The organism is Thermus neutrinimicus, from assembly GCF_022760955.1.
Taxonomy (GTDB): domain Bacteria; phylum Deinococcota; class Deinococci; order Deinococcales; family Thermaceae; genus Thermus; species Thermus neutrinimicus.
Genome location: NZ_JAKTNU010000004.1, coordinates 40250 through 64932, shown reverse-complemented (window position 1 = coordinate 64932; position 24683 = coordinate 40250). Strand labels below are relative to the sequence as shown.

At 67.3% G+C, this 24683-nt stretch carries 22 protein-coding genes and 1 tRNA gene; 14 read left to right on the top strand and 9 right to left on the bottom strand.

The window, feature by feature from the left end; translation table 11 throughout:
• Positions 1-12: 12 nt before the first annotated feature.
• Positions 13-804, top strand: a complete 792-nt coding sequence (locus tag L0C59_RS04275) for a class I SAM-dependent methyltransferase (RefSeq protein WP_243089978.1) — start codon at positions 13-15, stop codon at positions 802-804.
• 70 nt (positions 805-874) lie between these two features.
• A complete protein-coding gene (locus L0C59_RS04270; protein WP_243089977.1) occupies positions 875-1255 on the top strand; it encodes a secondary thiamine-phosphate synthase enzyme YjbQ in 381 nt (126 codons plus the stop codon).
• Positions 1256-1260: 5 nt separating this feature from the next.
• Here L0C59_RS04270 and L0C59_RS04265 read toward each other — a convergent pair whose 3' ends face one another.
• From L0C59_RS04265 to L0C59_RS04255, 3 genes are read right to left on the bottom strand one after another with little or no spacing between them, the layout of a single operon-like run.
• Positions 1261-3444 carry a RelA/SpoT family protein gene (locus L0C59_RS04265; RefSeq protein ID WP_243089976.1) on the bottom strand — a complete coding sequence of 728 codons (2184 nt, stop codon included), beginning with the start codon at positions 3442-3444 and terminating at the stop codon, positions 1261-1263.
• Between the two features lie 17 nt (positions 3445-3461).
• On the bottom strand, positions 3462-5780 hold the full coding sequence (locus L0C59_RS04260; RefSeq protein ID WP_243089975.1) for a hypothetical protein: 2319 nt from the start codon (positions 5778-5780) through the stop codon (positions 3462-3464).
• A 2-nt stretch (positions 5781-5782) separates the two neighbouring features.
• Positions 5783-6838: a mechanosensitive ion channel family protein gene (locus L0C59_RS04255; protein WP_243089974.1), complete on the bottom strand. Its 1056-nt coding sequence runs from the start codon at positions 6836-6838 to the stop codon at positions 5783-5785.
• A 31-nt stretch (positions 6839-6869) separates the two neighbouring features.
• Here L0C59_RS04255 and hemQ point away from each other — a divergent pair, with 31 nt between their 5' ends.
• Positions 6870-7622 carry a hydrogen peroxide-dependent heme synthase gene (hemQ, locus tag L0C59_RS04250; protein WP_243089973.1) on the top strand — a complete coding sequence of 251 codons (753 nt, stop codon included), beginning with the start codon at positions 6870-6872 and terminating at the stop codon, positions 7620-7622.
• Positions 7623-7625: 3 nt separating this feature from the next.
• The gene (locus tag L0C59_RS04245) at positions 7626-8117 is read left to right on the top strand and encodes a chlorite dismutase family protein (RefSeq protein ID WP_243089972.1); all 492 of its coding nucleotides are present in this window, start codon (positions 7626-7628) and stop codon (positions 8115-8117) included.
• 7 nt (positions 8118-8124) lie between these two features.
• Here the strand turns inward: L0C59_RS04245 and ruvA are convergent, their stop codons facing one another.
• Complete coding sequence (gene ruvA, locus L0C59_RS04240) at positions 8125-8700, bottom strand: Holliday junction branch migration protein RuvA (RefSeq protein ID WP_243089971.1); 576 nt, start codon at positions 8698-8700, stop codon at positions 8125-8127.
• Entirely contained in the window at positions 8697-9461 is a 765-nt protein-coding gene (locus tag L0C59_RS04235) for an enoyl-CoA hydratase/isomerase family protein (RefSeq protein WP_243089970.1), read from the bottom strand. Before L0C59_RS04235 ends, ruvA begins: the two co-directional genes overlap by 4 nt.
• A gap of 88 nt (positions 9462-9549) precedes the next feature.
• On the opposite strand from L0C59_RS04235, the gene L0C59_RS04230 reads away from it, so the two are divergent.
• The 8 genes from L0C59_RS04230 to carA all read left to right on the top strand — a co-directional run bounded on the left by L0C59_RS04230 (position 9550) and on the right by carA (position 19690).
• The gene (locus tag L0C59_RS04230; RefSeq protein ID WP_243089969.1) at positions 9550-12249 is read left to right on the top strand and encodes a 2-oxoglutarate dehydrogenase E1 component; all 2700 of its coding nucleotides are present in this window, start codon (positions 9550-9552) and stop codon (positions 12247-12249) included.
• A gap of 11 nt (positions 12250-12260) precedes the next feature.
• Positions 12261-13469 carry a 2-oxoglutarate dehydrogenase complex dihydrolipoyllysine-residue succinyltransferase gene (odhB, locus tag L0C59_RS04225; RefSeq protein ID WP_243089968.1) on the top strand — a complete coding sequence of 403 codons (1209 nt, stop codon included), beginning with the start codon at positions 12261-12263 and terminating at the stop codon, positions 13467-13469.
• Position 13470: 1 nt separating this feature from the next.
• On the top strand, positions 13471-14844 hold the full coding sequence (gene lpdA / locus L0C59_RS04220) for a dihydrolipoyl dehydrogenase (protein ID WP_243089967.1): 1374 nt from the start codon (positions 13471-13473) through the stop codon (positions 14842-14844).
• Positions 14845-14934: 90 nt separating this feature from the next.
• Positions 14935-16158, top strand: coding sequence for an argininosuccinate synthase (locus L0C59_RS04215; RefSeq protein ID WP_243089966.1), 1224 nt, complete (start codon positions 14935-14937; stop codon positions 16156-16158).
• Positions 16148-17536, top strand: a complete 1389-nt coding sequence (argH, locus tag L0C59_RS04210; RefSeq protein WP_243089965.1) for an argininosuccinate lyase — start codon at positions 16148-16150, stop codon at positions 17534-17536. Before L0C59_RS04215 ends, argH begins: the two co-directional genes overlap by 11 nt.
• Positions 17529-18068 carry an N-acetyltransferase gene (locus L0C59_RS04205; RefSeq protein ID WP_243089964.1) on the top strand — a complete coding sequence of 180 codons (540 nt, stop codon included), beginning with the start codon at positions 17529-17531 and terminating at the stop codon, positions 18066-18068. The genes argH and L0C59_RS04205 overlap by 8 nt, the downstream gene beginning before the upstream one ends.
• A 1-nt stretch (position 18069) precedes the next feature.
• The gene (locus L0C59_RS04200; protein ID WP_341474734.1) at positions 18070-18333 is read left to right on the top strand and encodes a type II toxin-antitoxin system HicB family antitoxin; all 264 of its coding nucleotides are present in this window, start codon (positions 18070-18072) and stop codon (positions 18331-18333) included.
• A 181-nt stretch (positions 18334-18514) separates the two neighbouring features.
• Complete coding sequence (gene carA, locus L0C59_RS04195) at positions 18515-19690, top strand: glutamine-hydrolyzing carbamoyl-phosphate synthase small subunit (protein ID WP_243089962.1); 1176 nt, start codon at positions 18515-18517, stop codon at positions 19688-19690.
• Positions 19691-19750: 60 nt separating this feature from the next.
• Here carA and L0C59_RS04190 read toward each other — a convergent pair whose 3' ends face one another.
• Both L0C59_RS04190 and L0C59_RS04185 read right to left on the bottom strand, forming a co-directional pair.
• Positions 19751-21382 (bottom strand): formate--tetrahydrofolate ligase, encoded by a 1632-nt coding sequence (locus tag L0C59_RS04190; RefSeq protein WP_243089961.1) that lies wholly within the window; start codon positions 21380-21382, stop codon positions 19751-19753.
• Positions 21383-21555: 173 nt separating this feature from the next.
• The gene (locus L0C59_RS04185; protein WP_243089960.1) at positions 21556-22494 is read right to left on the bottom strand and encodes a threonine/serine dehydratase family protein; all 939 of its coding nucleotides are present in this window, start codon (positions 22492-22494) and stop codon (positions 21556-21558) included.
• Positions 22495-22561: 67 nt separating this feature from the next.
• On the opposite strand from L0C59_RS04185, the gene secG reads away from it, so the two are divergent.
• Both secG and L0C59_RS04175 read left to right on the top strand, forming a co-directional pair.
• Positions 22562-22789: a preprotein translocase subunit SecG gene (gene secG / locus L0C59_RS04180; protein WP_243089959.1), complete on the top strand. Its 228-nt coding sequence runs from the start codon at positions 22562-22564 to the stop codon at positions 22787-22789.
• A gap of 36 nt (positions 22790-22825) precedes the next feature.
• Positions 22826-22901 (top strand) — tRNA-Ala (locus L0C59_RS04175).
• Between the two features lie 34 nt (positions 22902-22935).
• Here the strand turns inward: L0C59_RS04175 and L0C59_RS04170 are convergent.
• Positions 22936-24042, bottom strand: coding sequence for an LptF/LptG family permease (locus tag L0C59_RS04170; protein ID WP_243089958.1), 1107 nt, complete (start codon positions 24040-24042; stop codon positions 22936-22938).
• A complete protein-coding gene (locus tag L0C59_RS04165; protein ID WP_243089957.1) occupies positions 24039-24674 on the bottom strand; it encodes a hypothetical protein in 636 nt (211 codons plus the stop codon). The genes L0C59_RS04170 and L0C59_RS04165 overlap by 4 nt, the downstream gene beginning before the upstream one ends.
• Positions 24675-24683: the final 9 nt, after the last annotated feature.

The window sequence follows — 24683 nt, the reverse complement described above, 5'->3', positions numbered from 1 at the left end:
ATGAGAAGAAGGATGCCCAAGGCCTCCGTGCGCATGGCTTACGCCTACGACCGCCTCCGGGCCTACCCGCCGGAGGTGGCAGGCCGCATCGCCACCGCCATAGGGAATGCCCTGGGGGTGCGGGGGGAGGAGGCGGTGCTCCTGGAGCTTGGGGTGGGTACCGGGCGCATCGCCCTGCCCCTCATCGCCCGGGGCTACCGCTACCTGGCCTTGGACAAGGATCCGGCCATGCTGGAGGTCTTCCGCCAGAAGGCGGCGGGGGTTATGCGCAAGGTGCGCCTCATAGAGGCCGACGCCCGGGCCATCCCCCTGCCCGACGAGAGCGTGCACGGGGTGATCGTGGTCCACCTCTGGCACCTCCTTCCCGACTGGCCCAGGGCCCTGGCGGAGGCCCTGAGGGTGCTGAAGCCGGGAGGGGTGCTTCTGGAAGGCTGGGATGAGATGGAGGCGGAGGAGGAGCGCAGGATCCAGGAAAGGTGGCGTTCCTTGGTGGAGGCGGAGGGCGTGGAGGTGGTGCGGGGCCTGCACAGAAGGCGGCTAGAGGAGGTGGGGGAAGCCCTAAAGCGGCTGGGCCTTAAGCCCAAGGCCCGGGAGGTGGTCCGCTGGCAGGAGGTGCGCACCTTCCGCCAGGCCCTCGAGGCCCTGGAGGAAAGGCTTTACTCCTTCACCCAGCTGGTTCCCGAGGAGGTGCACGAGGGCATCATGCCCAGGCTTTGGGCCTGGGCCCAAGGGGAGTTCGGCGATTTGGACCGGCCCTTCAGCCTCGAAAGGAGCTTCTCCTTGCGCGCCACCCGCATGGCCTGATGCCGTGGCGGAGCTACCCTTAAGCCCTTGCTTAAGGGTGTTGCCGTGGTGGCCCCGTATGCTTAAAGGGATGAAGGCCATCCGCATCTCCACCCCCAAGGAGGGCTTGGTGAACATCACCCGCCAGGTGGAGGAGGCTTTGGCCGGACACACCGGCTTGGTCTACCTCTTCGTTCCCCACACCACCTGTGGCCTGACCGTACAGGAGGGGGCGGACCCCCATGTGGCCCACGACCTCATGGCCCGCCTGGAGGAGCTGGCCCCCAGGGTGCATCCCAAGGACCGGCATGCGGAGGGGAACTCCCACGCCCACCTGAAAAGCCTCCTCACCGGGGTGCACCTCCTCCTCCCTGCGGAGGGAGGAAGGCTTCGGCTTGGCCGCTGGCAGCAGGTGTTCCTGGCGGAGTTCGACGGGCCGAGGATGCGGGAGGTTTGGCTAAAGCTCCTCTAGCCGACCTAGACCCAGCGCACCTCCTGCACGCTTTTCACGCCCTTTATGGCCTGGACCAGGGATTCCCGCTCCCCATCCTGAAGGATGAGGCGGAGGCGGATGCGGGCCAAGGGGCCAAGGATCCGGGTTTCCGAGCCCAAGGCGCTCTTCCCCGCCTCGGCCACCACCTGCATCACGTCCCGCAGGAGGCCGGCGCGGTCCTGGGCCAGGACCTCGAGGGTGGCCACCTTCCCCCCCACCCCCTCCCAGTAGGCCCCCATGACCCGGTCGGCCTCCGGCCCCTGGAGGATGCGGCGCAGGTTGGGGCAGTCCGCCCGGTGGATGGTAACCCCCCGGCCCCGGGTAACGAAGCCCAGGATGGCGTCCCCCTTCATGGGCTCGCAACAGGAGGCCAGGCGGATGGGGGCCTGCAGGTCCTGCTCCAGGCGGATCCCCCACTCGTTCCTGGGGGGTGGCTTGGGCTTCTCCGGCTTGAGGAGGGCCTTGGGGTAAAGCTTTTCCGCCACCTGCTTGGGGGTGAGGCGGTTTAGGACCAGGGCCAGGTAAAGCTCCTCAGGGGAAGGGGTGAGGCCCAGCCTCCTGGCGGCCTCCTCCAGCTGGCTGTCGCTGGGCTTGGGGAGGCCGCGGCGCTTCAGGTAGCGCTCCAGGAGGTTCTGCCCCCGTTCCAGGGTTTCCTGGCGCTCCTGGGTGCGGAAGTACTGGCGGATCTTGCTCTTGGCGCTCCGGGTCTTGGCGAACTCCAGCCAGTCCTTGGAGGGGTGGGCGTTTTTGCTGGTGAGGATCTCCACGATCTCCCCGTTTTGCAACTCGTAGGAGAGGGGAACGATGCGCCCGTTCACCTTGGCCCCCACCATGTGGTGCCCCACCTCCGTGTGGATGTGGTAGGCGAAGTCCACGGGGGTAGCCCCCTTGGGCAGGTTGATGATCCGCCCCTTGGGGGTGAAGACGAAGACCCTCCCGCCCAATAGGTCCCGGGTCACCGCCTCCACGAACTCCCGGGAACTGGAAAACTCCTGCTGCCACTCCTGGATGCTTTTAAGCCAGGAAACCCGCCGTTTTAGCTCCTCAGGGTCGGTGAGGCCCTCCTTGTAAAGCCAGTGGGCGGCGATCCCGTACTCGGCGATGCGGTGCATCTTCTGGGTGCGGATCTGCACCTCCAGGGGAAGCCCTTCCAGGGCGATGACCGTGGTGTGGAGGGACTGGTAGCCGTTGGGCTTGGGGACGGCGATGTAGTCCTTGACCCTTCCGGGGATGGGTTGCCACAGGGCGTGGACCAGGCCCAGCACGTGGTAGCAGACCTGCTTTTCCCTCAGGGCCTTGCCCTCCTCTGTGGGGGCGGGCTTGGGGTCCAGGATGACCCGGACCGCCAGCAGGTCGTAGATCTGCTCCAGGGCCTTCCCCTCCCGCTCCATCTTCTTCCAGATGGAGTAGAGATGCTTGGGGCGGCCCGTCACCTCAAAGCCTTGGAGCTGGGCCTGGAGTAGTTCGTCCCGCCTTAGGGCTTCCTCCAGGGCCGCCATGGCCTTGCGGATGATCTCTTCCCGGGCCTCCTGGGTTTCCTGGATGCGGGAGAGGAGGGCGTGGTAGGCCTCGGGGTGCAGGTAGCGGAAGGAGAGGTCCTCCAGCTCCCACTTAAGCTGCCCCATCCCCAGGCGGTGGGCCAGGGGGGCGTAGATCTCCAGGGTTTCCTGGGCGATGCGCCGTTTTTTCTCGGGAGGCATGTGCTCCAGGGTGCGGAGGTTGTGGAGGCGGTCCGCCAGCTTCACGATGATGATGCGCACGTCCTCCGCCATGGCGATGAACATCTGGCGGAGGTCCTCGGCCCGCTTTTCCTCCCCCTCGAGGTTGGCCAGCTTGTAGAGCTTGCTGACCTTGGTCTCCCCCTCCACCAGCCTGCGCACCCCAGGGCCAAAGCGCCTTTCCAGCTCCTCGGGGGCCACCCCGCAGTCCTCCAGGGTGTCGTGGAGGAGGCCCGCCATCACCGTATCCGCATCCATGCGCAAGGAGGCCAGGATCTCCGCCACCGCCACCGGATGGGTGATGTAGGGCTCCCCGCTTTTCCGCACTTGGCCCCGGTGGGCCTCTTCGGCGAAGAGGTAGGCCTCCCGCACCTTTTCCCGCTCCCCTGCCGGGAGGTAATCTAGAAGGGGCGCAAGCTTTTCCCAAAGGGCCGGGACGGATACCACCATTTTCCAGTGTACCACCCCTAGGGGGCGAGCTCCAGGAGGAAGGCGGACAGGCTGGCCCTTTCCAGCAGGGCCACCAGGGTGCGGCCCTTGCGGGGGGCCAGGACCAAGGCCTTCTCCCCCAGGAGGATGGCCGCGGGTCCCCGGGTCTGGCCCAGGCTTCTATCCAGCTGCTCCAGGGCCTGGACCAAAGCCTCCAGGGGTTCCTTGGGCAAGGGCAAAGCCTCCCCCAGGTAGCCCAAGACCTCCACCCCGGGAAGGCGCAAGGGGGCGAGATCCCCCTCCATCTCCCCGGGGGGGGTCGCCCCGGAGGGCGCCTCCGGTGGCCTGGCCTGGGCCGGGGTCCTTCCCTGGTCCAAGACCCCCAGGAGGGCCTCCAGCTCCTCGCCCCTGATCTCCTGGAGCACGGCCTTGGCGGCTTCCCGTTCCCGTTCCAGCTCCCGTAGGAGGGCCTCCGCCTGGCCCAGGGTCTTCTCCACCTGGAGGAGGCCTTGGGGTCCCAGGCGGGGAAGTTTTTCCTGGGCGCTTTGGAGCACCGGCAAGAGGGGCCTCAGGCGGCGGCTCGTTTCGCTTTGGAACCCTTCGAGGCGGGCGTATGCCCCGAAGAAACCGGTGAGGCGGGTGGTGAGCTCCTCCCGCTTTGCCTCCATGCGGCGCTTTAGGGCCTCCAGGGCCCGGGCGATGGGGGTGGGGTCGGGGAGGGGCTTGCCCTTTTCCTCGGCGATGGCCCGCAAGACCCCCTCCCCCCCGAAGCCGCGGAACCGCTCCGCTAGGGCCTGGAGGCGGGAGAGCTCCAAAAGGGCTTTCTGCCGGGCCTGGGCCTTGGCGTCCTCCAGGCTTTTCCGTAAGGACCCAAGGTCGGGGAGGCTCCCCTGGGCCAGGAGGGTTTCCGCCTCGGCCACCCTCTCCTCGAGGCCCAGGGCCTGGGCCTCGGGCTTGAGGGCCTCCAGGGCCTTGGCCGCCTCGGCGAACTTGGCCCTTAGGGCGGCCTCCTCCCCTTGGGCCTTGAGGAGCTCGGCATACCGGGCCCGCACCTCGGGAAGCCTTTGGGGAAGGGCTTCCAGGGGGAGGGCCTTCAGCTCTTCCCGAAGGGGGTGGAAGGCCTCGCCCTTTCCCTCCAGCTCCGCCACCAGGGCTTCCATTTCCTGGAGGAGGCGCCTTTCCTCCTCCGCCTTGCGCCGGGCCTCCTCCTCCAGGCGCCAAAGCTCCTCCTCCAGGGGAAGGAGGTCAGGGTAGCCCCCCTCCTCCAGGGTTTCCTCCGCCAGCCCTAAGGCCCGTTTTAGGGGGAGCTTGGCCTCCTCGGGCAGGGGGAGGAGGCGCAAGGCCTCCTCCAGCTGGATCAGGCGGGCCCGCTTCTCCGCCCGAAGGTTTTTCTCGGCCTCCTGGAAGGCTTCCTCCAGGGCCTTGAGCTTCTCCCCCACGGGGGTGCCCGCGTCCAAAAGGGCCTGAACCTCGGCGAGAAGGGGGCTGACCGTGGCCCGCTCCACCAGGGGGGCATAGCGGCTTAAAAGCTCCTCCAGCCTGCGCCTCTCCTCCTCCACCTCCAGGGCTAGGATCCTCTGGCTGGCCTCCTGGGAAAGGGCCTCGAGGTCCACCCATAGCTCCCCTTCCAGCTCGGAGGCGTCCTCCACGGTGAGGAAGACGTCGGTGGGGTGGGAGGAGGGGGTTTCCGGGGGGGCTTCCTGGGTTTCAAAGACGATCTCCGGCAGGGTGGGGGCCTTGACGGCGCTGGACTCCAGGAACTTCCGGAGCTCCAGGGCCAGGCTCCGGGCCCGCTCCACCTCTGCCTGGGCCAGGATTCCCTCTCCCTGGGCCTGGCGGATGGTCTCCACCAGGCTCTCCAGCCTTCGCACCTTGGGCCCTCCCAGGTGGCGCACCCTCTCCAGGGCCTCCTCCAGGTGGGCCAGATCCTTGGCCTGGCGCAGCAGGGCCTCTTCCAGCCGCTCCTCCAGGGCCTCTAAAAGCTCCTCCCCCTCCGCCAAAAGCCCGGGGTCCGGGGTCTGGCGCAGGCGGTTGACCAGGGCCCGGAGACGGGCCACCTCCGGCCAGTCCACGTAGATCCCGAAGCGCTTCAAGCCCTGTTCCAGTTTGGCCAGCCTGGTCCCTTGGCCTTCCATCTGGGCCAGGACCCCCTCCACAAGCCGCCTGGCCTCCTCCGGGCGCATGCGGGCCTGAAGCTCGCGGTAGACCAGGCCCTTCAGGAGCTGGGCCCCATCCGCCGGTGCCAGCTCGGAGGGCCGTTTGCCCAGGCGCTTTAGCCCCTCCTCCAGCACCGCCTCGGCCCTGGCGCCCAGGTGGGGGCGGATGGCCTCCAGGATGGTTTTGTACACGTCCGGCATCCTCACGCTCCTTTTTCCAGCCTAAGGGGTTCGCCGAAGTAAAGCTTCTGGTGGGGGAAGGGGATCTCGATCCCTTCCTGGTCCAGGCGGTTTTTGATGCGGCGGCGGAACTCCCGGGCCACCGCCCACTGCTGGGCGGGCTTGGTGCTGAAGAGGACCCGGATGACCACGGCGCTTTGCCCCAGGTCCTGCACCCCCAGGACCTCGGGGGGAGCGGTGAACCGGTCCTGCCACTGGGGATCCCCATAGAAGCGCTCCACCTCGTCCTGGAAGACCCTTAGGACCCGGTCCACGTCCTCCTTGTAGGCCACCCCCACGTCCACCACCGCCCGGCTCCACTCCTGGGTGAGGACCGTCACCTGGCGGACCTCGGAGTTGGGGATGAAGTGGACCCGGCCCTCCAGGTCCCGGAGCACGGTGAGGCGCAGGTTGAAGCGCTCCACCTGCCCCCCCACCCCGTTGAGGAGCACGATATCCCCCACCCCATACTGGTCCTCCAGAAGGATGAAAAACCCGTTAATGAAGTCCCGGATCAGGTTCTGGGCGGCGAAGCTCACCGCCAGGCCCACCACCCCGGCCCCCGCCAGGAGGGCGGTGACGTTGAAGCCCAGGTTGGAAAGGAGGAAGAGCCCCCCCAGGGTGAGGATGGCCACCTTAAGCACGGAATCCGCCACCGCCCTAAGGGTTTTGCGCCGCACCGCCTCCCGGGTGAGCTCCCCTTCGGGCTCGGGAAGCCGGGCCAGGAGGAGGGGCATGAGGCGGTAGGCCAGGAAGGTGAGGCCCAACACCGCCAAAACGGCCAGGCCCCGGCTTCCCAGCCACTGGGCGAGGGCCTTTCCCCAGGTGGCCAGGGGCTCGAGGGGCCAGGCGAGGGCGTGGGCCAGGTAGCTGAGGGCCAGGAGGGCCACCACCCCCCACCAGAGGAGGCCCAGGGCCCGGAAGAAGCGGTCGTCCCCCTCCGTGGGGGTGAGGCGCCCTAGGGCGTTCAGGGCCCTGGCTCCGTAGCGGCCCAAGAGCCAGGCCAGGAGAAGGGCAAGGGCTACGTGTAGGGCCACCATGGTGGGAGTATATCCCGGGTATATTGGGGGCATGGGAGGTTACATACCTGAGCCCACCTTTACCCTCGAGGGCTGGCACATCCTCCACGACTTCCGCCGCTTGGACTATCCCGCCTGGTTCTCCGCCCCCCAGGAGGAACGGCAGGCCGCCTGGGCGGAGCTTAAGGAGATCCTCGAGGAGTGGGAGGAGGTGGAGGCGGAGGGCAGGGGGTCCTTCGGCGTGTACCAGGTGATCACCCACAAGGCTGACCTCCTCTTCCTAAACCTGAGGGAAAACCTGGATGCCCTTCTGGAGGTGGAGGCCCGGCTCAACAGGAGCCTTTTCGCCCGCTACCTAAGCCCCGCCTACGGGTTTTACTCCGTGGTGGAGCTGGGAAGCCAGACCGGTCCCTTGGACCCCGAGGCCCCCTACGTCAAGCCCCGCCTGACCCCTAAGGTGCCCAAGACGGGCTACGTGTGCTTCTACCCCATGAACAAGCGCCGCCAGGGCCAGGACAACTGGTACCTCCTCCCCGCCAAGGAGCGGGCGGAGCTCATGAAGGCCCACGGGGAGACGGGAAGGAAGTACCAGGGAAAGGTCTTGCAGGTGATCAGCGGCTCCCAGGGCCTGGACGACTGGGAGTGGGGGGTGGACCTCTTCAGCGAGGATCCCCTCCAGTTCAAGAAGATCGTGTACGAGATGCGCTTTGACGAGGTATCCGCCCGCTTTGGGGAGTTCGGGCCCTTCTACGTGGGCAAGCGCCTCAGCCCAGAGGCCCTGGCCCGCTTCCTGGAGGTGGGGTAGGGCATGCTACGCCTTTGGGGGTTCAGCCTCTACAGGCTTTTGCCGGAGTTCCGCCGCCTCGAGGCCGAGCACCAGGAGCACCTCAAGGAGGAGTTCGCCCAGTTCCTGAGCCGCTGGCAGGAAAGGGAGGGCTTCCTCCGGGTTTACAGCCTGGTGGGGCTTTCCCCTGAGGCCGACTTCCTCCTCTGGCAAGGGGCCTCGCACCCCCGGGCCCTCCAGGCCCTGAGGCGGGAGATGCACCGCACCCGCCTCATGGGGTTTCTGGAGCCGGCGGGCCTCCACCTGGACCGGGGGGAGGGGGAGCCCTCGGGGGGGTTTTTGGCCCTTTTCCCCTTCGGCCTGGAGGGGGGCTTGCCCGAGGGGGTGAGGGCCTTCCCGGGGGAGGGGCTTTTGGCCCTGGAGGGGCCCTGGGAGGTGCTCTTTCCCCTGGCCCTGCGACAAGGGGGGTACCTGGCTGCTCACCGCACCCCTGGGGAACTTCTGGACGAGCTTTAAGGGCACCTCAGCGCAACCGCTTCAGGGCCTCCTTGATGAGCTCCTGGGCCGTGGCCGAGGGGTTCTTGGCCAAGAGGTCCAAGACCACCCCCCGGGCCTGGCCCTCCTTGAAACCCAAGGCGGTGAGGGCCAGAATCGCCTCCTCCGCCCCTTGGCTTTCCACTTTCTCCCCGGTGAGGAGGCTTGGGGGCACCTTCCCCTTGAGCTCCAGGGCGATCCTCTCGGCAAGCCTTCTCCCCACCCCGCTGGCCGCGGTGAGGAGGCGCAGGTCCCCCTGGGCCAGGGCTTGGGCCAGGAGCCTGGGGGTGAGGGCGGAGAGGAGGGAGAGGGCCACCTTGGGCCCCACCCCGCTCACCGAGAGGAGGAGCTCAAAGAGGAGGAGGCTTTCCTCGTCGGGGAAGCCAAAGAGGGCTAGGCCCTCCTCCCTCAGTTGCAGGTGGGTGTGGACCGCCACCTCCTGGCCTTCCTTTAGGCTTTGCAGAAAGGCCTGGGGGGCTTGCACCAGGAAGCCCACCCCCTTCACCAGGAGGAGGAAGCCCCCTTCCCCCTTTTTCAGGACCGTGCCCTCGAGGTAGCGGATCATCGGCCCATAAACCGGGGCGGGCGCTTTTCCCTGAAGGCCCTTACCCCCTCCTCGTGGTCCTGGGTGCGCCCGGCCTCCCCCTGGAGGATGGCCTCGAGGGCCAGGGCCTCCGTCAGGGAAAGCCGGTGGGTTTCCAGAAGGAGCTTCTTGGTGAGGGCGTAGGCCCGGGTGGGCCCCTGGGCCAGCTCCTGGGCCAGGGCCAGGGCCTCCTCTAAAAGCCTTTCCCCCGGCACCACCCGGTGCACCAGGCCCAGGGCCTGGGCCTCCCCGGCGGAAAGCCTGGGGGAGAGGAGGAGGAGCTCCTGGGCCTTGGCGAGCCCCACCAGCCGGGGAAGGATAAAGCTCATCCCCGAGTCCGGCACCAAGCCGATGCGCACGAAGGCGGGGGTGAAGCTGGCCTCCTGGGCCGCCAGGCGCAGGTCGCCCCATAGGGCCAGGCTCATCCCCGCCCCCGCCGCTATCCCGTTCACCGCCACCACCAGGGGCTTTTCCAGCCCGGCCAGGGCCTCCACCACCCGGTTGTAGCGGCGGAGGTGGGCCTGGTAGTCGGGCTTGCCCTCCCCGAACTCCCCGAGGTCCTGCCCCGCGGAGAAGGCCCGCCCCGCCCCCGTGAGGAGGAGGGCCCGGACCCCGGGGTCCTCCTGGGCTTCCCTTAGGGCCTGGAAGAGCTCGTCCAACAGGGGGCCGGTGAGGGCGTTCAGCTTTTCCGGCCGGTTGAGGGTGAGGAGAAGGACGCCTTCTTGCCTATCCTTCAGGACCATGGCCCTATTGTAACGATCCTAAAGCACCTACACCGCCTTTTGGTGTAGCGTAGATGAAGGGGGTATACGCCCCCTCTTGGGAGGCAGGATGGAGCTCACGTTGGAAAGCCAAGGCTACCTGGAGGCCCTTTACCGGGCCTATCTGGAGGATCCCTTTTCCTTGCCGGAGGAGTGGCGCCGCTACTTTTCCGCCCTCACCCTGGAGGGTTCCCGAAGAGAACCCCAAGGGGACGGCCGACGAGCCACCCCCCTTCCCCTGGCCGAGGCGGTGGACCTGGCCTTCCTCCTCAAGGTGGAGCGCCTGGTCCAGGCCTACAGGGAGCTTGGGCACCTGGCGGCCCGCATCGATCCCTTGGGGCGGGAGCGGCCGAGGCCCAGGGAGCTTTCCCTCGAGGCCCACGGCCTTTCCCGGGAGGATCTCGCCCGGTCCCTCCCCCCCTTCCTCGGCGCCCCCACCCTGGGGGAACTCCTGGGCCGCCTGGAGGAGGTCTACCTGGGCCCGGTGGGGTTTGAGGTGGTCCACACCGAGCCCGAGGAGCGGGCCTGGCTTCTTTCCCGCATCGAGGCCCCCTGGCCCAAGCCTCCCCTCGAGGTGCGCCGGCGCATGCTGGAGCGCCTCATGCAGGCCAGCCTCTTTGAGGCCTTCCTGCAACGCAAGTACCTGGGGGCCAAGACCTTCAGCCTCGAGGGCCTGGAAAGCCTGGTCCCCCTTCTCCTTTTGGCGGTGGAGGAGGCCGCCCGCCACGGGGTCAAGGAGGTGGTCCTGGGCATGGCCCACCGGGGGCGGCTCAACGTCCTGGCCCACGTGGTGGGCAAGCCCTTTGAGCGCATCTTCCGCGAGTTTGAGGAGATCTTCCCCGAGGGCTACTCAGGGGATGTGAAGTACCACCTGGGCTTCTCCAACGACCTCACCACCCCCTATGGGAAGGTGCACGTCTCCCTCAACTTCAACCCCAGCCACCTGGAGTTCGTGAACCCCGTGACCCTGGGGAGGCTAAGGGCCAAGCAGGACCGCTTCGGCGACCGCGAGCGGAAAAGGGGCCTGGCCATCCTGGTCCACGGGGACTCGGCCTTCATCGGGGAGGGCATCGTCCAGGAAACCCTTAACCTCTCCCGGCTTCCCGGCTACCGGGTGGGGGGGACCCTCCACCTGGTGGCCAACAACCAGCTGGGCTTCACCACCCTGCCCGAGGAGTACACCTCCTGCCGTTACCCCACGGACATCGCCAAGATGGTGGGGGCCCCCATCTTCCACGTGAACGCCGAGGCCCTGGACGAGCTGTGGTTCGTGCTGGGCCTGGCCCTGGAGTACCGAAAGCGCTTCGCCAAGGACGTGGTCATCGACCTGGTGGGCTACCGCCGCCGGGGGCATAACGAAACCGACGAGCCCACCTTCACCCAGCCCCCCATGTACGCCCTCATCTCCAAAAGGCCCGAGCCCTGGAGGGTGTATGGGGAAAGGCTCCTCTCCGAGGGGGTGGTGGCGGAGGGGGAGCTTAGGGCCAAGGAGGAAGCCTACCTGGCGGAGCTGGAAAGGGAGTTCGCCCGGGTCAAGGCGGAGCCGGGCCCCGTGGTGCCCCACGGGCTTTCCGGCATCTGGCAGGGGTACGTGGGCGGGCCCGACCACCTGGCGCCCGAGGTGGAGACCGGGGTGCCCCTGGAGGCGCTAAGGGAGTTCCTGCTCCGCCTGAGCGCCGTGCCCGAGGGCTTCCAGGTGCATCCCAAGCTGAAGCGGTTCCTCGAGGCCCGGAAGGAGATGGCCGAGGCCAAACGCCCCCTGGACTGGGCGGCGGCCGAGGCCTTGGCCTTCGCCTCCTTGGCCGCCGAGGGGCACCGGGTGCGCCTCACAGGGCAGGACGCCCTAAGGGGCACCTTCACCCAGCGCCACGCCGCCCTTTACGACTACCAGACGGGCACTCCCTACATCCCCCTGCAGCACCTGGCGGAGGGGCAGGCGGAGGTGGAGATCCACAACTCCCCCCTCTCCGAGGCTGGGGTGCTGGGGTTTGAGTACGGGTACAGCCTGGACTACCCCGAGGCCCTGGTCCTCTGGGAGGCCCAGTTCGGGGACTTCGTCAACGTGGCCCAGGTCTACATCGACCAGTTCCTGGCCAGCGCCGAGGCCAAGTGGAACCGGCTTTCCGGCCTGGTCCTCCTCCTGCCCCACGGCCTCGAGGGCCAGGGCCCCGAGCACTCCTCTGCCCGGCTGGAGCGCTTCTTGCAACTGGGGGCCAAGGACAACCTGCAGGTGGCCTACCCCACCACCCCCGCCCAGTTCTTCCACCTCCTGCGCCGGCAGGTGAAGCGCCCCATCCGCAAGCCCCTCATCGTCCTCACCCCCAAAAGCCTCCTCCGCCACCCCGAGGTGGTCTCCCGCCTGGAGGAGCTCGCCCAAGGGCGTTTCCAGAAGGTGATCCCGGAAAGGGTCAAGGGGGCCAGGAAGGTCCTCCTCACCTCGGGGAAGGTCTACTACGATCTCTTGCAAAAGCGGAGGGAGGTGGGGGCGGAGGACGTGGCCCTCATCCGGCTGGAGCTCCTCTATCCCTTCCCCGAGGCCGAGCTCAAGGAGGCCCTGGACTTTTACCCCAGGAAGACCCCGGTGGTCTACGTCCAGGAGGAGCCGGTGAACCAGGGGGCCTGGTGGTACCTCTCCGCCCGCTTCTGCGGGGAGATCTACGGCCATCCCTTCAGCGTGGTGGCCCGGCCCGAGTCCCCAAGCCCCGCCGTGGGTTCCTCCAAGGTGCACAAGAAGGAGCAGGAAGCGCTTCTCGAAGAAGCCTTCAGGTGAGGAGGTAGACGGTGCAGGAACTGAAAGTGCCCTCCGTGGGCGAGTCCATTGTGGAAGTGGAGATCGGCGCCTGGCTGAAGGGGGAAGGGGAAAGCTTTGCCCAGGATGAGCCCCTGGTGGAGCTCATCACCGACAAGGCCACCCTGGAGCTCCCCGCCCCCTTTGCGGGGACCCTGGAGCGGATCCTGAAGCGTACCGGGGAAAGCGCCAGGGTGGGGGAGGCCATCGCCCTCCTTAAGGCCATGGGGGAGACCCCTTCCCGGCCTGGGCTCGAGGCCCAGGCACCCCAGGCACCCGAGCCCCAGGAGCCCCTGGTCATGCCCGCCGCGGAGCGGGTCCTAAGGGAGGCGGGGGTGTCCCCAGGGGAGGTGGTGGGCACGGGCCTGGGGGGGCGGATCCTCAAGGAGGACGTGGAGCGCCACCTGGAGGAGAGGGCCCAGCAGGCCCCGCCCCAGGCGGAGCCTCCCCGGGTGCAGGAGGCCGCACCGCTTCCCACCCAACCCCCTGCCGACCGCCCCTGGCGGGTGAGCGAGGCGGTGCCCATGAGCCCCTTGCGCCGGCGCATCGCGGAAAGGCTCCTAATGGTGCGGCAGACCACCGCCATGCTCACCACCTTCAACGAGGCGGATATGTCCGCCATCCTCGCCTTGAGGAAGGAGCTGGGGGAGGCCTTCCAGAAGAAGCACGGGGTGAAGCTGGGCCTCATGAGCTTTTTCGTGAAGGCGGTGGTCCAGGCTCTGAAGGAGATCCCCGAGCTCAACGCCGAGATCCGGGACAACGCCATCCTCTACCACCGCTACTACGACATCGGGGTGGCGGTGGGCGGGGGAGAGGGGCTGGTGGTGCCGGTCATCCGGGATGCCGACCGGCTCTCCTTCGCGGAGATCGAGCGCCAGATCGCCGACTTCGCCGAAAGGGCCCGCACCAAGAGGCTGAAGCCCGAGGAGCTCATGGGGGGTACCTTCACCATCACCAACGGGGGGGTGTACGGCTCCCTCAACTCCACCCCCCTCCTCAACCCGCCCCAGGTGGGCATCCTGGGCATGCACGCCATCCAGGAAAGGCCCGTGGCCCGGGAGGGGCAGGTGGTGATCCGGCCCATGATGTACCTGGCCCTTTCCTACGACCACCGCATCGTGGACGGCCGGGAGGCGGTGACCTTCTTGAGGCGGGTCAAGGAGCTGGTGGAAAACCCCGTGCGCCTCATGTTGGAGGTCTAGCGTGGACGCCTACGACCTGCTGGTGATCGGGGCGGGACCCGGGGGGTACGTGGCCGCCATCCGGGCCGCCCAGCTGGGGATGCGGGTGGGCGTGGTGGAGAAGGAGGAGGCCCTAGGGGGCACCTGCTTGCGGGTGGGGTGCATTCCCTCCAAGGCCCTTTTGGAAACCACCGAGCGCATCCATGAGGCCAAAAAGGGCTTGATAGGGGCAAGGGTGCGGGGCCTCGAGGTGGACCTCCCCGCCCTTCTGGCCCACAAGGACAAGGTGGTCCAGGCCAACACCCAGGGGATCGAGTTCCTCTTTAAGAAAAACGGCATCGCCCGCCACCTGGGAAGGGCCCGCTTCCTCTCGGACCGCAAGGTTTTGGTGGAGGAAACGGGGGAGGAGCTTTCCGCCCGCTACCTCCTCATCGCCACGGGGAGCGCCCCCCTCATCCCCCCATGGGCGGAGGTGGACGGAAAGCGGGTGGTGACCTCCACCGAGGCCCTTTCCTTCCCAGAGGTGCCGGGCCGCCTCATCGTGGTGGGGGGCGGGGTCATCGGCTTGGAGCTCGGGGTGGTATGGCACCGCCTGGGGGCGGAGGTCCTGATCCTGGAGTACCTGGACCGCATCCTCCCCACCATGGACGCGGAGCTATCCCGGGCGGCGGAGAAGGTCTTCCGGAAGGAGGGGATTGGGATCCGCACCGGGGTGAAGGTACAGGCGGTGCGCCCTGAGGGGAAGGGTGCCCGGGTGGAGCTGGAAGGGGGGGAGGTCCTTGCGGCGGACCGGGTCCTTCTCGCCGTGGGCCGCAGGCCCTACACCGAGGGCCTGGACCTGGAAAGGGCGGGCCTCGCCACCGACGAAAAGGGGCGGATCCCCGTGGACGAGCACCTTAGGACCCGCGTACCCCACATCTACGCCATTGGGGACGTGGTGCGGGGGCCCATGCTGGCCCACAAGGCCAGCGAGGAGGGGATCGCCGCCGTGGAGCACATGGCCAAGGGGTACGGCCACGTGGACTACCAGGCCATTCCCAGCGTGGTCTACACCCACCCGGAGGTGGCGGGGGTGGGGTACACGGAGGAGGAGCTGAAGGCGCAAGGGGTGCCCTATAAGGTGGGCCGCTTCCCCTACTCCGCCTCGGGGCGGGCCCGGGCCATGGGGGAAACGGAGGGCTTCGTCAAGGTCCTGGCCCACGCCAAGACCGACCGCATCCTGGGGGTCCACGGGATCGGGGCCCGGGTGGGGGATGTCCTGGCTGAGGCCGCCTTGGCCATCTTCTTCAAGGCCAGCGCCGAGGACCTGGGCCGGGCCCCCCATGCCCACCCCTCCCTTTCCGAGGTCCTCAAGGAGGCCGCCTTGGCCGCTTGGGAGAAGCCCATCCACCTGTGATTTCTTCGCCAATCCCCTGGTTAGGACCCACCTGGCCAGGGATTGTATACTTATGCATAACCCCCTCGAGGGGGTAGACTAGGGGTTGGCATGAAGATCGTCCTGGCATACTCCGGTGGGCTGGACACCAGCATCATCCTCAAGTGGCTAAAGGAGACCTACAAGGCGGAGGTCATCGCCTTCACCGCGGACATCGGCCAGGGGGAGGAGGTGGAGGAGGCCCGGGTGAAGGCCCTCAGGACCGGGGCCTCCAAGGCCATCGCCCTGGACCTGCGGGAGGAGTTCGTGCGGGACTTCGTCTTCCCCATGTTCCGCGCGGGGGCGGTGTACGAGGGGTACTACCTCCTGGGCACCTCCATCGCCCGGCCCCTCATCGCCAAGCACCTGGTGCGGATCGCCGAGGAGGAGGGGGCCGAGGCCATCGCCCACGGGGCTACGGGCAAGGGCAACGACCAGGTGCGCTTTGAGCTCACCGCCTACGCCCTGAAGCCCAACATCCGGGTGATCGCTCCCTGGCGGGAGTGGGGCTTCAAGGGCCGGCAGGAGATGATCGCCTATGCGGAGGCCCACGGCATCCCCGTTCCCGTGACCCAGGAAAAGCCTTACTCCATGGACGGGAACCTTTTGCATATTTCCTACGAGGGGGGGGTCCTCGAGGACCCCTGGGCCGAGCCCCCCAAGGGGATGTTCCGCATGACCGTGGACCCCGAGGAGGCCCCCGACGCCCCGGAGTACGTGGAGGTGGAGTTCGAGCGGGGGGACCCGGTGGCGGTGAACGGGGAAAGGCTTTCCCCGGCAGCCCTGCTGCAGAGGCTCAACGAGATCGGCGGGCGCCACGGGGTGGGCCGGGTGGACCTGGTGGAGAACCGCTTCGTGGGCATGAAGTCCCGGGGGGTCTACGAAACCCCCGGGGGGACCATCCTCTACCACGCCCGCCGGGCGGTGGAAAGCCTCACCCTGGACCGGGAGGTGCTCCACCAGAGGGACCAGCTGGCCCCCAAGTATGCGGAGCTCGTCTACTACGGCTTCTGGTACGCTCCGGAGCGGGAGGCCCTTCAGGCCTACTTCGACCACGTGGCCCAGGCGGTCACGGGGGTGGCCCGGCTCAAGCTCTACAAGGGAAACGTCCAAGTGGTGGGGAGGAAGGCCCCAAGAAGCCTCTACCTGAAGGACCTGGTCTCCTTCGACGAGCTTGGGGGCTACCACCAGAAGGATGCCGAGGGCTTCATCAAGATCAACGCCCTGAGGCTTCGGGTAAGGGCCATGGTGGGTGGGTCTCCCTTAGAGGGGGAAGGGAAGGGCCATGGGGCATAGGACCTGGGGTGGCCGCTTCGCCGAGGGCCCAAGCGAGCTGGCGGCCCGCTTTAACGCCTCCCTTTCCTTCGATCGGGCCCTTTGGCGGGAGGACCTTTGGCAGAACCGGGTGCACGCCCAGATGCTCCACCGGGTGGGCCTTCTCACCGAGGAGGAGCTAAAGGCCATTCTGAAGGGCCTGGACCAGATCGAGAAGGAGATCCAGGCGGGCACCTTCCCCTGGCGGGAGGAGCTTGAGGACGTGCACATGAACCTGGAGGCCCGCCTCATCGAGCTGGTGGGCCCTCCTGGGGGCAAGCTCCACACGGCAAGAAGCCGCAACGACCAGGTGGCCACGGATCTCCGGCTTTTCCTCCGGGGGGCCATAGAGGAGCTCCTGGCCCTCCTTTTGGACCTGCGCCGGGTTCTGGTGCGGGAGGCGGAGCGGCACCTGGAGCCCCTTTACGTCCTTCCCGGCTACACCCACCTGCAACGGGCCCAGCCCATTTTGCTTTCCCACTGGTTTTTGGCCTACTACGAGATGTTCCTAAGGGATGCTGGTCGCCTGGAGGACGCCAGGAAGCGCCTCAACGAAAGCCCCCTGGGGGCTGCGGCCCTGGCGGGGACGGGGTTTCCCATAGACCGCCACTACACCGCGCGGGAGCTCGGCTTTTCCGCTCCCATGCGGAACTCCTTGGACGCGGTGGCAAGCCGGGACTTCGCCCTCGAGGTGCTTTCTGCCTTCAACATCGGCATGCTCCACCTCTCCCGCTTGGCGGAGGAACTCATCCTCTATAGCACCGAGGAGTTCGCCTTCGTGGAGGTCCCGGATGCCTTCGCCACCGGCTCCTCCATCATGCCCCAGAAGAAGAACCCGGACATCCTGGAGCTCATCCGGGCCAAGGCGGGAAGGGTCTTGGGGGCCCTGGTGGCCCTCTCCGCGGTGGTGAAGGGATTGCCCCTCGCCTACAACAAGGACCTGCAGGAGGACAAGGAACCCCTTCTGGATGCCCTCGGCACCTACCGGGATAGCCTCAGGCTCCTCGCCACCCTTCTCCCTGGGCTCAGGTGGCGGCGGGAGAGGATGTGGCGGGCGGCGGAGGAGGGCTTTGCCCTGGCCACGGAGCTCGCCGACTACCTGGCGGAGAAGGGGCTTCCCTTCCGGGAGGCCCACCACGTGGTGGGGCGCCTGGTGCGGCGGCTTGTGGAGGAGGGAAGGGCCCTAAAGGACCTCACCCTGGAGGAGCTAAAGGCCCACCACCCCCTCTTCGCGGAGGATGCCCTGCCCCTACTCCGGCTGGAAACCGCCATCCAAAGGCGCCGCTCCTTCGGGGGCACGGCCCCCGAGGCGGTGCGGGAGAGGATTTTTGAGGCTAAAAAGGAGGTGGGCCTTGCTTGATACGAAAATAGAACTCCCCACGGTTTCCCTGCCCCAGGTGCAAAGGGGAAGGGCGGTGGAGCTCAGGAAGGCCAGGCTCGGCGACGTGGACGCCATCTACTGGCTTATCCGCTACTGGGCGGAGAAGGGCCTGATGCTGGTCAGGAGCCACAGCCACCTCTACGAGAACATCCGCGACTTCCAGGTCCTCGTGGACGAGGACGGCCACATCGTGGGCACCGTGGCCCTGCACGTGCTCTGGCGGGACTTGGCGGAGATCAGGGGCCTTGCGGTGCACCCCAACCGGCAGGGGGAGGGCCTGGGGCGCTGGCTGGTCCTGGGGGCGGAGCGGGAGGCAAGGGACCTGGGCCTGCCCCGGGTCTTCGCCTGGACGCTTCAGGTGGGCTTCTTCCGCTCCTTGGGCTACCAGGTCACCACCCGGGAAGCCCTGCCCCCCAAGGTGTGGAGCGAGTGCAACGCCTGCCCCTTCTACGAGAACTGCCGGGAGATCGCCGTCATCAAGAGCCTTTCCCCGGGGGCTTTCGGGGGCTAGAATGGATGGGATGGGCACCTTAACCCGCCACCTGGAGGAGGCCATGGCCCGGGCCCGCCACGGGCTCATGGAGGGCGAGGAGCCCTACCACGGGGGGATTCCAGACCTGCCCGGGGTCTGGGCCACGGGCAAGGGCTTAAGGGGGCGCGAGGCTAACCTGCAGGCGGCCCTGGAGGACGGGCCTCTCTTTTTGGTCTCCCGGGGCCAGGCCCCTACGCCCCTGGGCGAGGTTCGCCTTGGTCTACCCCATGGCGAAGCGGCTTAAGCCGGTTTCCCGGAGGGAACTGGGGCAAGGCCAAAGGCCTTGGGGTTTGCGGGGGGCGGCACCCCTTCCGGGTGCGGGGCTGGGTGCGCCTGGTCCTTTTCAATCCCCATGGGGGGGAGATGGGCGTGGATCTCCCGAAGCAGGTGGGCCTAGAGGAGGTAGAGGAGGTAAAGGAGGAGGAATGGCTGGAGTGAAGGAGCGAGCGGTTTTGGTCCTGGAGGACGGCACCGTCTACCACGGCTACGCCTTCGGGGCCCGGGGGAAGACGGTGGGGGAGGTGGTCTTTAACACCGCCCAGACCGGCTACCAGGAGATCATGACCGACCCCAGCTACCACGGGCAGATCGTGGTCATGACCTACCCCCACCAGGGCAACTACGGGGTCAACGTCTACGACATGCAGTCCAACCGCCCCTGGGTGAAGGGCTTCGTGGCCAAGGAGTTTAGCCGCATGGCCTCTAACCCCAGGGCCCAGCAGACCCTGAAGGAGTTCATGGAATTCTACGGGGTGGTGGGGATCGAGGGGATCGACACCCGGGCCCTGGTGCGGAAGATCCGCGAAGGGGGGGTGCTGAAAGGGACCATCGCCCACGCCAGCCTTTTCGGGGATCCCCAGCACGCCTTCACCCCGGAGGAGCTGGAGGCCCTCCGCCAGGAGGCCAAGGCCTGGACGGACATCGACGGGCGGGACATGACCCCCGAGGTCTCCACCCCCCTGCCCTACGCCTGGCCCACCCTGAAGTCGGGCCGGCGCATCGTGGTCATGGACTTTGGCATCAAGCACGCCATCGTGGAGAACCTGGCCGCTTTGGGCTTCGAGATCCTGGTGGTGCCCGGGAAGACCCCGGCCAGCCAGATCATGGCCCTGGAGCCCCACGGGCTTCTCATCTCCAACGGCCCCGGGGACCCCTCCATGCCCCGCTACGCCCACGAGACCATCTGGAAGCTCATGGGGCTACTTCCCACCTTCGGCATCTGCCTGGGGCACCAGCTCCTGGCCCTGGCGGCGGGGGGGCGCACCTACAAGATGAAGTTCGGCCACCGGGGGGCCAACCACCCGGTGAAGAACCTCCTCACCGGGAAGATCGAGATCACCAGCCAAAACCACGGCTATGCGGTGGACATCGACTCCCTGAAGGAGTTCAAGCCCACCCACATCAACCTGAACGACGGGACCCTCGAGGGCATGGCCCATGCCCGCTACCCCGTCTTCTCCGTGCAGTACCACCCCGAGGCCGCCCCCGGGCCCCACGATGCCCTCTACCTCTTCCGCCGCTTCCTGGAGGAGGTGGAGGCCTTCCACGGGGCCACGGGGCTTCCCGTGGAGAAGCAACGGGCGGACGGGCACGGGGTATAGCCCGGCCCTCGGTCCTGCGGACGGGGGCCCCCACCCTGGCGAGGCCAGGGTGGGGCGGTCTCAGTAGTCCATCCCCCGGATGTTACCCTCCTCGTCCACGTGGATTCCCAGGGCCTGGGGTACCTTGGGCAGGCCGGGCAGGGTCTCAATCCCCCCCATGTAGACCACCACGAACCCTGCCCCAAACCGGCACCTCAGGTCCGTGACCCGCACCCTAAAGCCCCTGGGCCTTCCCCGGAGCTTGGGGTTGTCGGAAAGGGAGGTGGCCGCCTTGGCCATGACCACGGGGAGGGCCTCGCACCCCTCCCTCTTGGCGGCTTTAAGGGCCTTCCTGGCCTCCTCGCTCCACTCCACTCCCTCGGCCCCGTAGATGCGGGTGGCGATGGTTTCCACCTTCTCCTCGAGGGGCATCTCCAGGGGATAGAGGGGCCGGTAGGCATGGGGCAGGGAGAGGGCCTCCAAGACCTTTTCCGCCAGCTCCGACCCCCCTTCCCCTCCTTTGGCGTAGACCTCGCTTAGGGCGAAGGGTAGGCCCCTTTCTTGGGCAAACTCCCGCACCAGGGCGATCTCCTCCAGGGCGTCCGTGGGGAAGCGGTTTAGGGCGATCACCGGCTTGAAGCCGAATAGCTCCACGTTCTCCGCGTGCTTCTCCAGGTTGGCCAGGCCCCTGGCCACCGCCTGGGGGTCCGGCATCCCGTAGGCATCCTGCCCCCCGTGGTAGCGGAGGGCCCGGAGGGTGACCACCAGCACCACCGCCTCGGGGACCAGGCCCGCGGTGCGGGCCACCACGTTCATGAACTTCTCCATGCCCAGATCCGTGGCAAACCCCGCTTCCTGCACCACGTAGTCCGCCAGCCCCAAGGCGAAGAGGCTTGCCCTTAGGGAGTTGGTGCCGTGGGCGATGTTGCCAAAGGGCCCCATGTGGATGAAGGCGGGGTTCCCCTCCGCCGTCTGCACCAGGTTGGGGAGGAAGGCCTGCCTTAGGAGGGCGGCCATGGCCCCCACCGCCCCCAGGTCCTCAGCGTAGACGGGCTTTCCCTCGTAGGTGAAGCCCACCCGCATCCTTCCCAGGCGCTTTTGCAGGTCTTTAAAGTCCCGGGCCAGGCTCATGAGGGCCATGACCTCGGTGGCCACGGTGAGCTCAAACCCTCCTTCCCGGGGCACCCCATGGGCCTTGCCCCCAAGGCCCAGGACGATGTGCCTTAAGGACCGGTCGTTCATGTCGATGGCCCGCTTGAGCTCGATGCGCCTGGGGTCGATTCCCAGCTCGTTTGCCTGGTGCAGGTGGTTGTCCAGGAGGGCATTCAGGAGGTTGACCGCGCTGGTCACCGCATGGAAGTCCCCGGTGAAGTGGAGGTTGATCTCGTGTTGGGGCTCCACCCGTGCCCTGCCTCCCCCTGTGGCCCCGCCCTTCACCCCGAAAACCGGGCCCAAGGAGGGCTCCCTCAGGGCCAAGGCGGCCCTTTTCCCAAGCCGCCATAGGGCATCCACCAGGCCGATGGCGGTGGTGGTCTTTCCCTCCCCGGCCGGAGTGGGGGTGATGGCGGTGACCAGGATCAGCTTCCCTTTGGCCGTAGGGGGTTCCCCCAGGACCTTGGCCATGTGGGGGCCGTAGAGGTAGAGCCTATCCCGGCTTAAGCCCAGCTTGCCGGCCACTTCCTCTATGGGTAGGAGCGCTTCCTTGACGATCACGGGGTAAGCTTACTCCTCCTTCCCAGGGAAAGAAGTCCCACCTCGGGCGCTTGGGTTCCAAAGCTTCCTCATCGGCTGGGGCAAAGGCAGGGCCAGGACACTTGGGGACAAGTAGCGGGCAAGGACCCTTGAAAATAGCCCATCACGATGCTGGATTTTCCAGGATACCTGACCTAGGGGGCGGGGCAAAACCCCCGGTTTCCCCCCGAAAGGAGGAGGGCCAGGACCCCAGGAAGCCCTTTCCCATGCTCCAGCACGGCGGCCAAGGGGAGGGCCCCGGTGGGCTCCACCACCTGCTTGGTGCGGGTGAAGAGGAGCCCCTCGGCCTCCAGGATGGCCTCCTCGCTCACGGTGAGAATGGCGTCCACCTTCCCCTTCAGGATGGGGAAGGTGTGCTGGCCCAGGGCCAGGGTCCTTACCCCGTCCGCCCGGGTTTTGGGGGCCTGGGGCAGGCGCACGATCCCGCCTTCCTCCAGGCTCCTCCTGGCGTCGTCCGCCCCTTCGGGCTCCACCCCCAGGACCAGGGTGCTGGGGGAGAGGGCCTTTACCGCCGTGGCCACCCCGGCGATGAGCCCCCCTCCCCCCACCGGGACCAGGACCGCTTCCGGGAAAAGGCCTAGCTCCCCTGCCTGGGCCATGAGCTCCAGCCCGGCGGTGCCCTGGCCGGCCATGACCAGGGGATCATCGAAGGGATGGATGAAGGCGTACCCGGTTTCCAGGAGAAGGGCCCTGGCCACCTCCTCCCGGTTTTCCACCCTAACCCCTTGGTCCACCACCTGGGCCCCGTAGGCCCGGGCCGCCTCCTTCTTGTAGGGGCTTGCCTCCTCCGGCATCACGATGAGGGCCTTGACCCCCAGGATCCGGGCGGCGTAGGCCAAACCCTGGGCGTGGTTGCCGCTACTCACCGCCAGGAGCCCCTTGGGGCTTTCTAGGGTCAGGGCCTTGGAAAGAGCCCCCCGGGCCTTGAAGCTTCCCGTCTTCTGCAGGTGCTCGGCTTTTAAAAGCACGCGCTTTCCCAGGAGTACATCCAGGAGCCTCGAGGTGAGGAGGGGGGTGCGGTGGATATAGGGGCGGATGCGCCGGTGGGCGGCGTAGATGTCCTCCAGTTCCACACCTCTTTATACCGCCCCTGGGTCCGGTGTGGACACGGCCCTTGCTTCCCGTTAAAGTGGTAGGGGTATGGACTTCCTTTACACCTTGGTCATCCTCCTCTACCTGGGCGTGGCCGGGCTTTTGGTCTACCTGGTCCTGGTGCAGGAGCCCAAGCAGGGCGCCGGAGACCTCATGGGGGCCTCCGCGGACCTCTTTTCCGCCCGCGGGGTCACCGGGGGGCTTTACCGGCTCACCGTCATCCTGGGGGTGGTCTTCGTGGCCCTGGCCCTTTTGATCGGCCTCTGGACCCGTTGACAAAACCCTTCCCCCTCGGTACCATAGGCGTTGCCTGGGGCCGTGGCGCAGTTGGGAGCGCGCCTCAATGGCATTGAGGAGGTCAGGGGTTCGAATCCCCTCGGCTCCACCAGAAACCCCCTGGGGAAACCCAGGGGGTAAGGCGTTTACCGTAAGGCCCTGATCCCCAAAAGGAGGAAGAGCAGGTTGGCCCCCCAGGCCCCAAGCTCCGGGGGGAGGGCCCCGATCCCCGCCAAGGAGCGGCCCAGGAAGAAGGCCCCATAGTACCCCAGGGCCAGCACCACGCTTAGGCCCAGGGCGAGCCCCGTGCTCCGGCCATAGCGTAGGGCCATGGCCGTGGCCAGGAGGACCAGGACCAGGTTGGCCAGGGGCAGGGCCAGCTTGGAGTGAAACTCCAGCCGGGCCCGCCACTTTTCCAGGGGGGCCAAAAAGGGGTCCCGCATCTTGGCCCAGGCCCCCGAGAGGCTATCCTGGCCAAAGCTGAAGGTGTCGGCGTAGTCGGCGATGGCCCGGGCCCGGGAGAGGTCGGACTCCACCTCCAAGACCTTCCCCTGGCTCACCACCCGGAAGACCTTGCGGGTCTGGGCCAAGAGGTCCTTGGCGGTTTCCAGCCGGGGAACCTCGGCGAAATCCACCCGGTAGAAGCGGTACTCCTTCAGGGTGATCACCCGGTCCTCCCAGTTTCCCCGCTCGGCGAAGAGGAAGGTGCCCTCCTCCCCCTGGAAGGAGGTGATCCGCACCTTCACCATCTCCTTTTTCCCCATGTCGAAGTCCTCAAAGTAGAGGCTTCGTCCCTTGCCGATGGGGATCTGTAGGCCCTTTAGGCGGAATAGCCCGGCCCCTTGCGTATGGATCTCGTCCCACCAGGCCACCCGTACCCTTTCGTTGTAGTAGGGAACCAGCTTTTCCTGCAGGTAGAGGGCCGCGCCGCTCAGCAAAGCCCCTGTTCCCACCAGGGGCAGGGCCGCCCGCCAAAGGGGAATCCCCCCCGAGAGCAGGGCGAACTGGGCCCCTTCCGCGGAAAGCCTGCCGAAGACCAGGACCGTGGTGGTGACCAAGGCGATGGGGAAAACCTGGACCAGGACCCCGGGCACGTGGTAGGAAAGCCAACGCGCCACCTTGACCAAGGGCACCCCTTCCAGCCAGCGGGCCCCGGCGTAGAAGAAGCCGAAGAGGTAGACGAGGGTGAGGAAAAGGAGGGCCAAGAGGAGAAGCGGGAGGCTTTCCTTGAGGATGTGCCGGTAGAGGGTCATGGGAGGCGGTTGGCGTACTGGGCCAGGGCACCTGCCCCGGGAGGGATTTTGGTGGTGGCCTGCACCTTACCGGAGGCGAAGCGCAGGTAAAGCCGGGCGCTTGGCCCTTGGCCCCTTAGGGTGGCCTTTCCTTCCTGGTAGGTGAAGCTTCCCAGGGCCAGGGCTTCGCGCTCCTTTAGGTTCACCACCAGGGTTTCCGCCTGGAGCCTGGGCTTTTCCGCCTGCACCCTGCCCTTCAGGATCACGAGGTCCTCGGAGAATAGGGCCAGGGCCCGCTCGGCCTTTAGCCCCTTGAAATCCGCGTTGCTGAAGGTGAGGCCGGTAAAGCGGGCTTCCTGCTTGGGGATATCGTGCTCGAGGGTCTGGGCCAGGAAGGTTTCCTTCTCCGAAAGGAGCTCGGCCCCCTTGGCCCGCACGAAGCTCCCCTCCTTGTACTCGATGTAGCCCGCCTTAAGGCGGAGGCCGTTCTCGTGGTCGGTGAGGATTCCCCCTTGGGGCAGGGTGGTTACCCCCGTGTCCAGGTTGACCCTTTGGGTGCCGAAGGGCTCCACGCTGAAGGCGGCGAAGCGGGCTCCTAAGGAGGAGGCCAGAAAAAGGGCCAGGGCCAGAAGAAGGCGGCTTTGTCCCCTCATGGGAGGCAC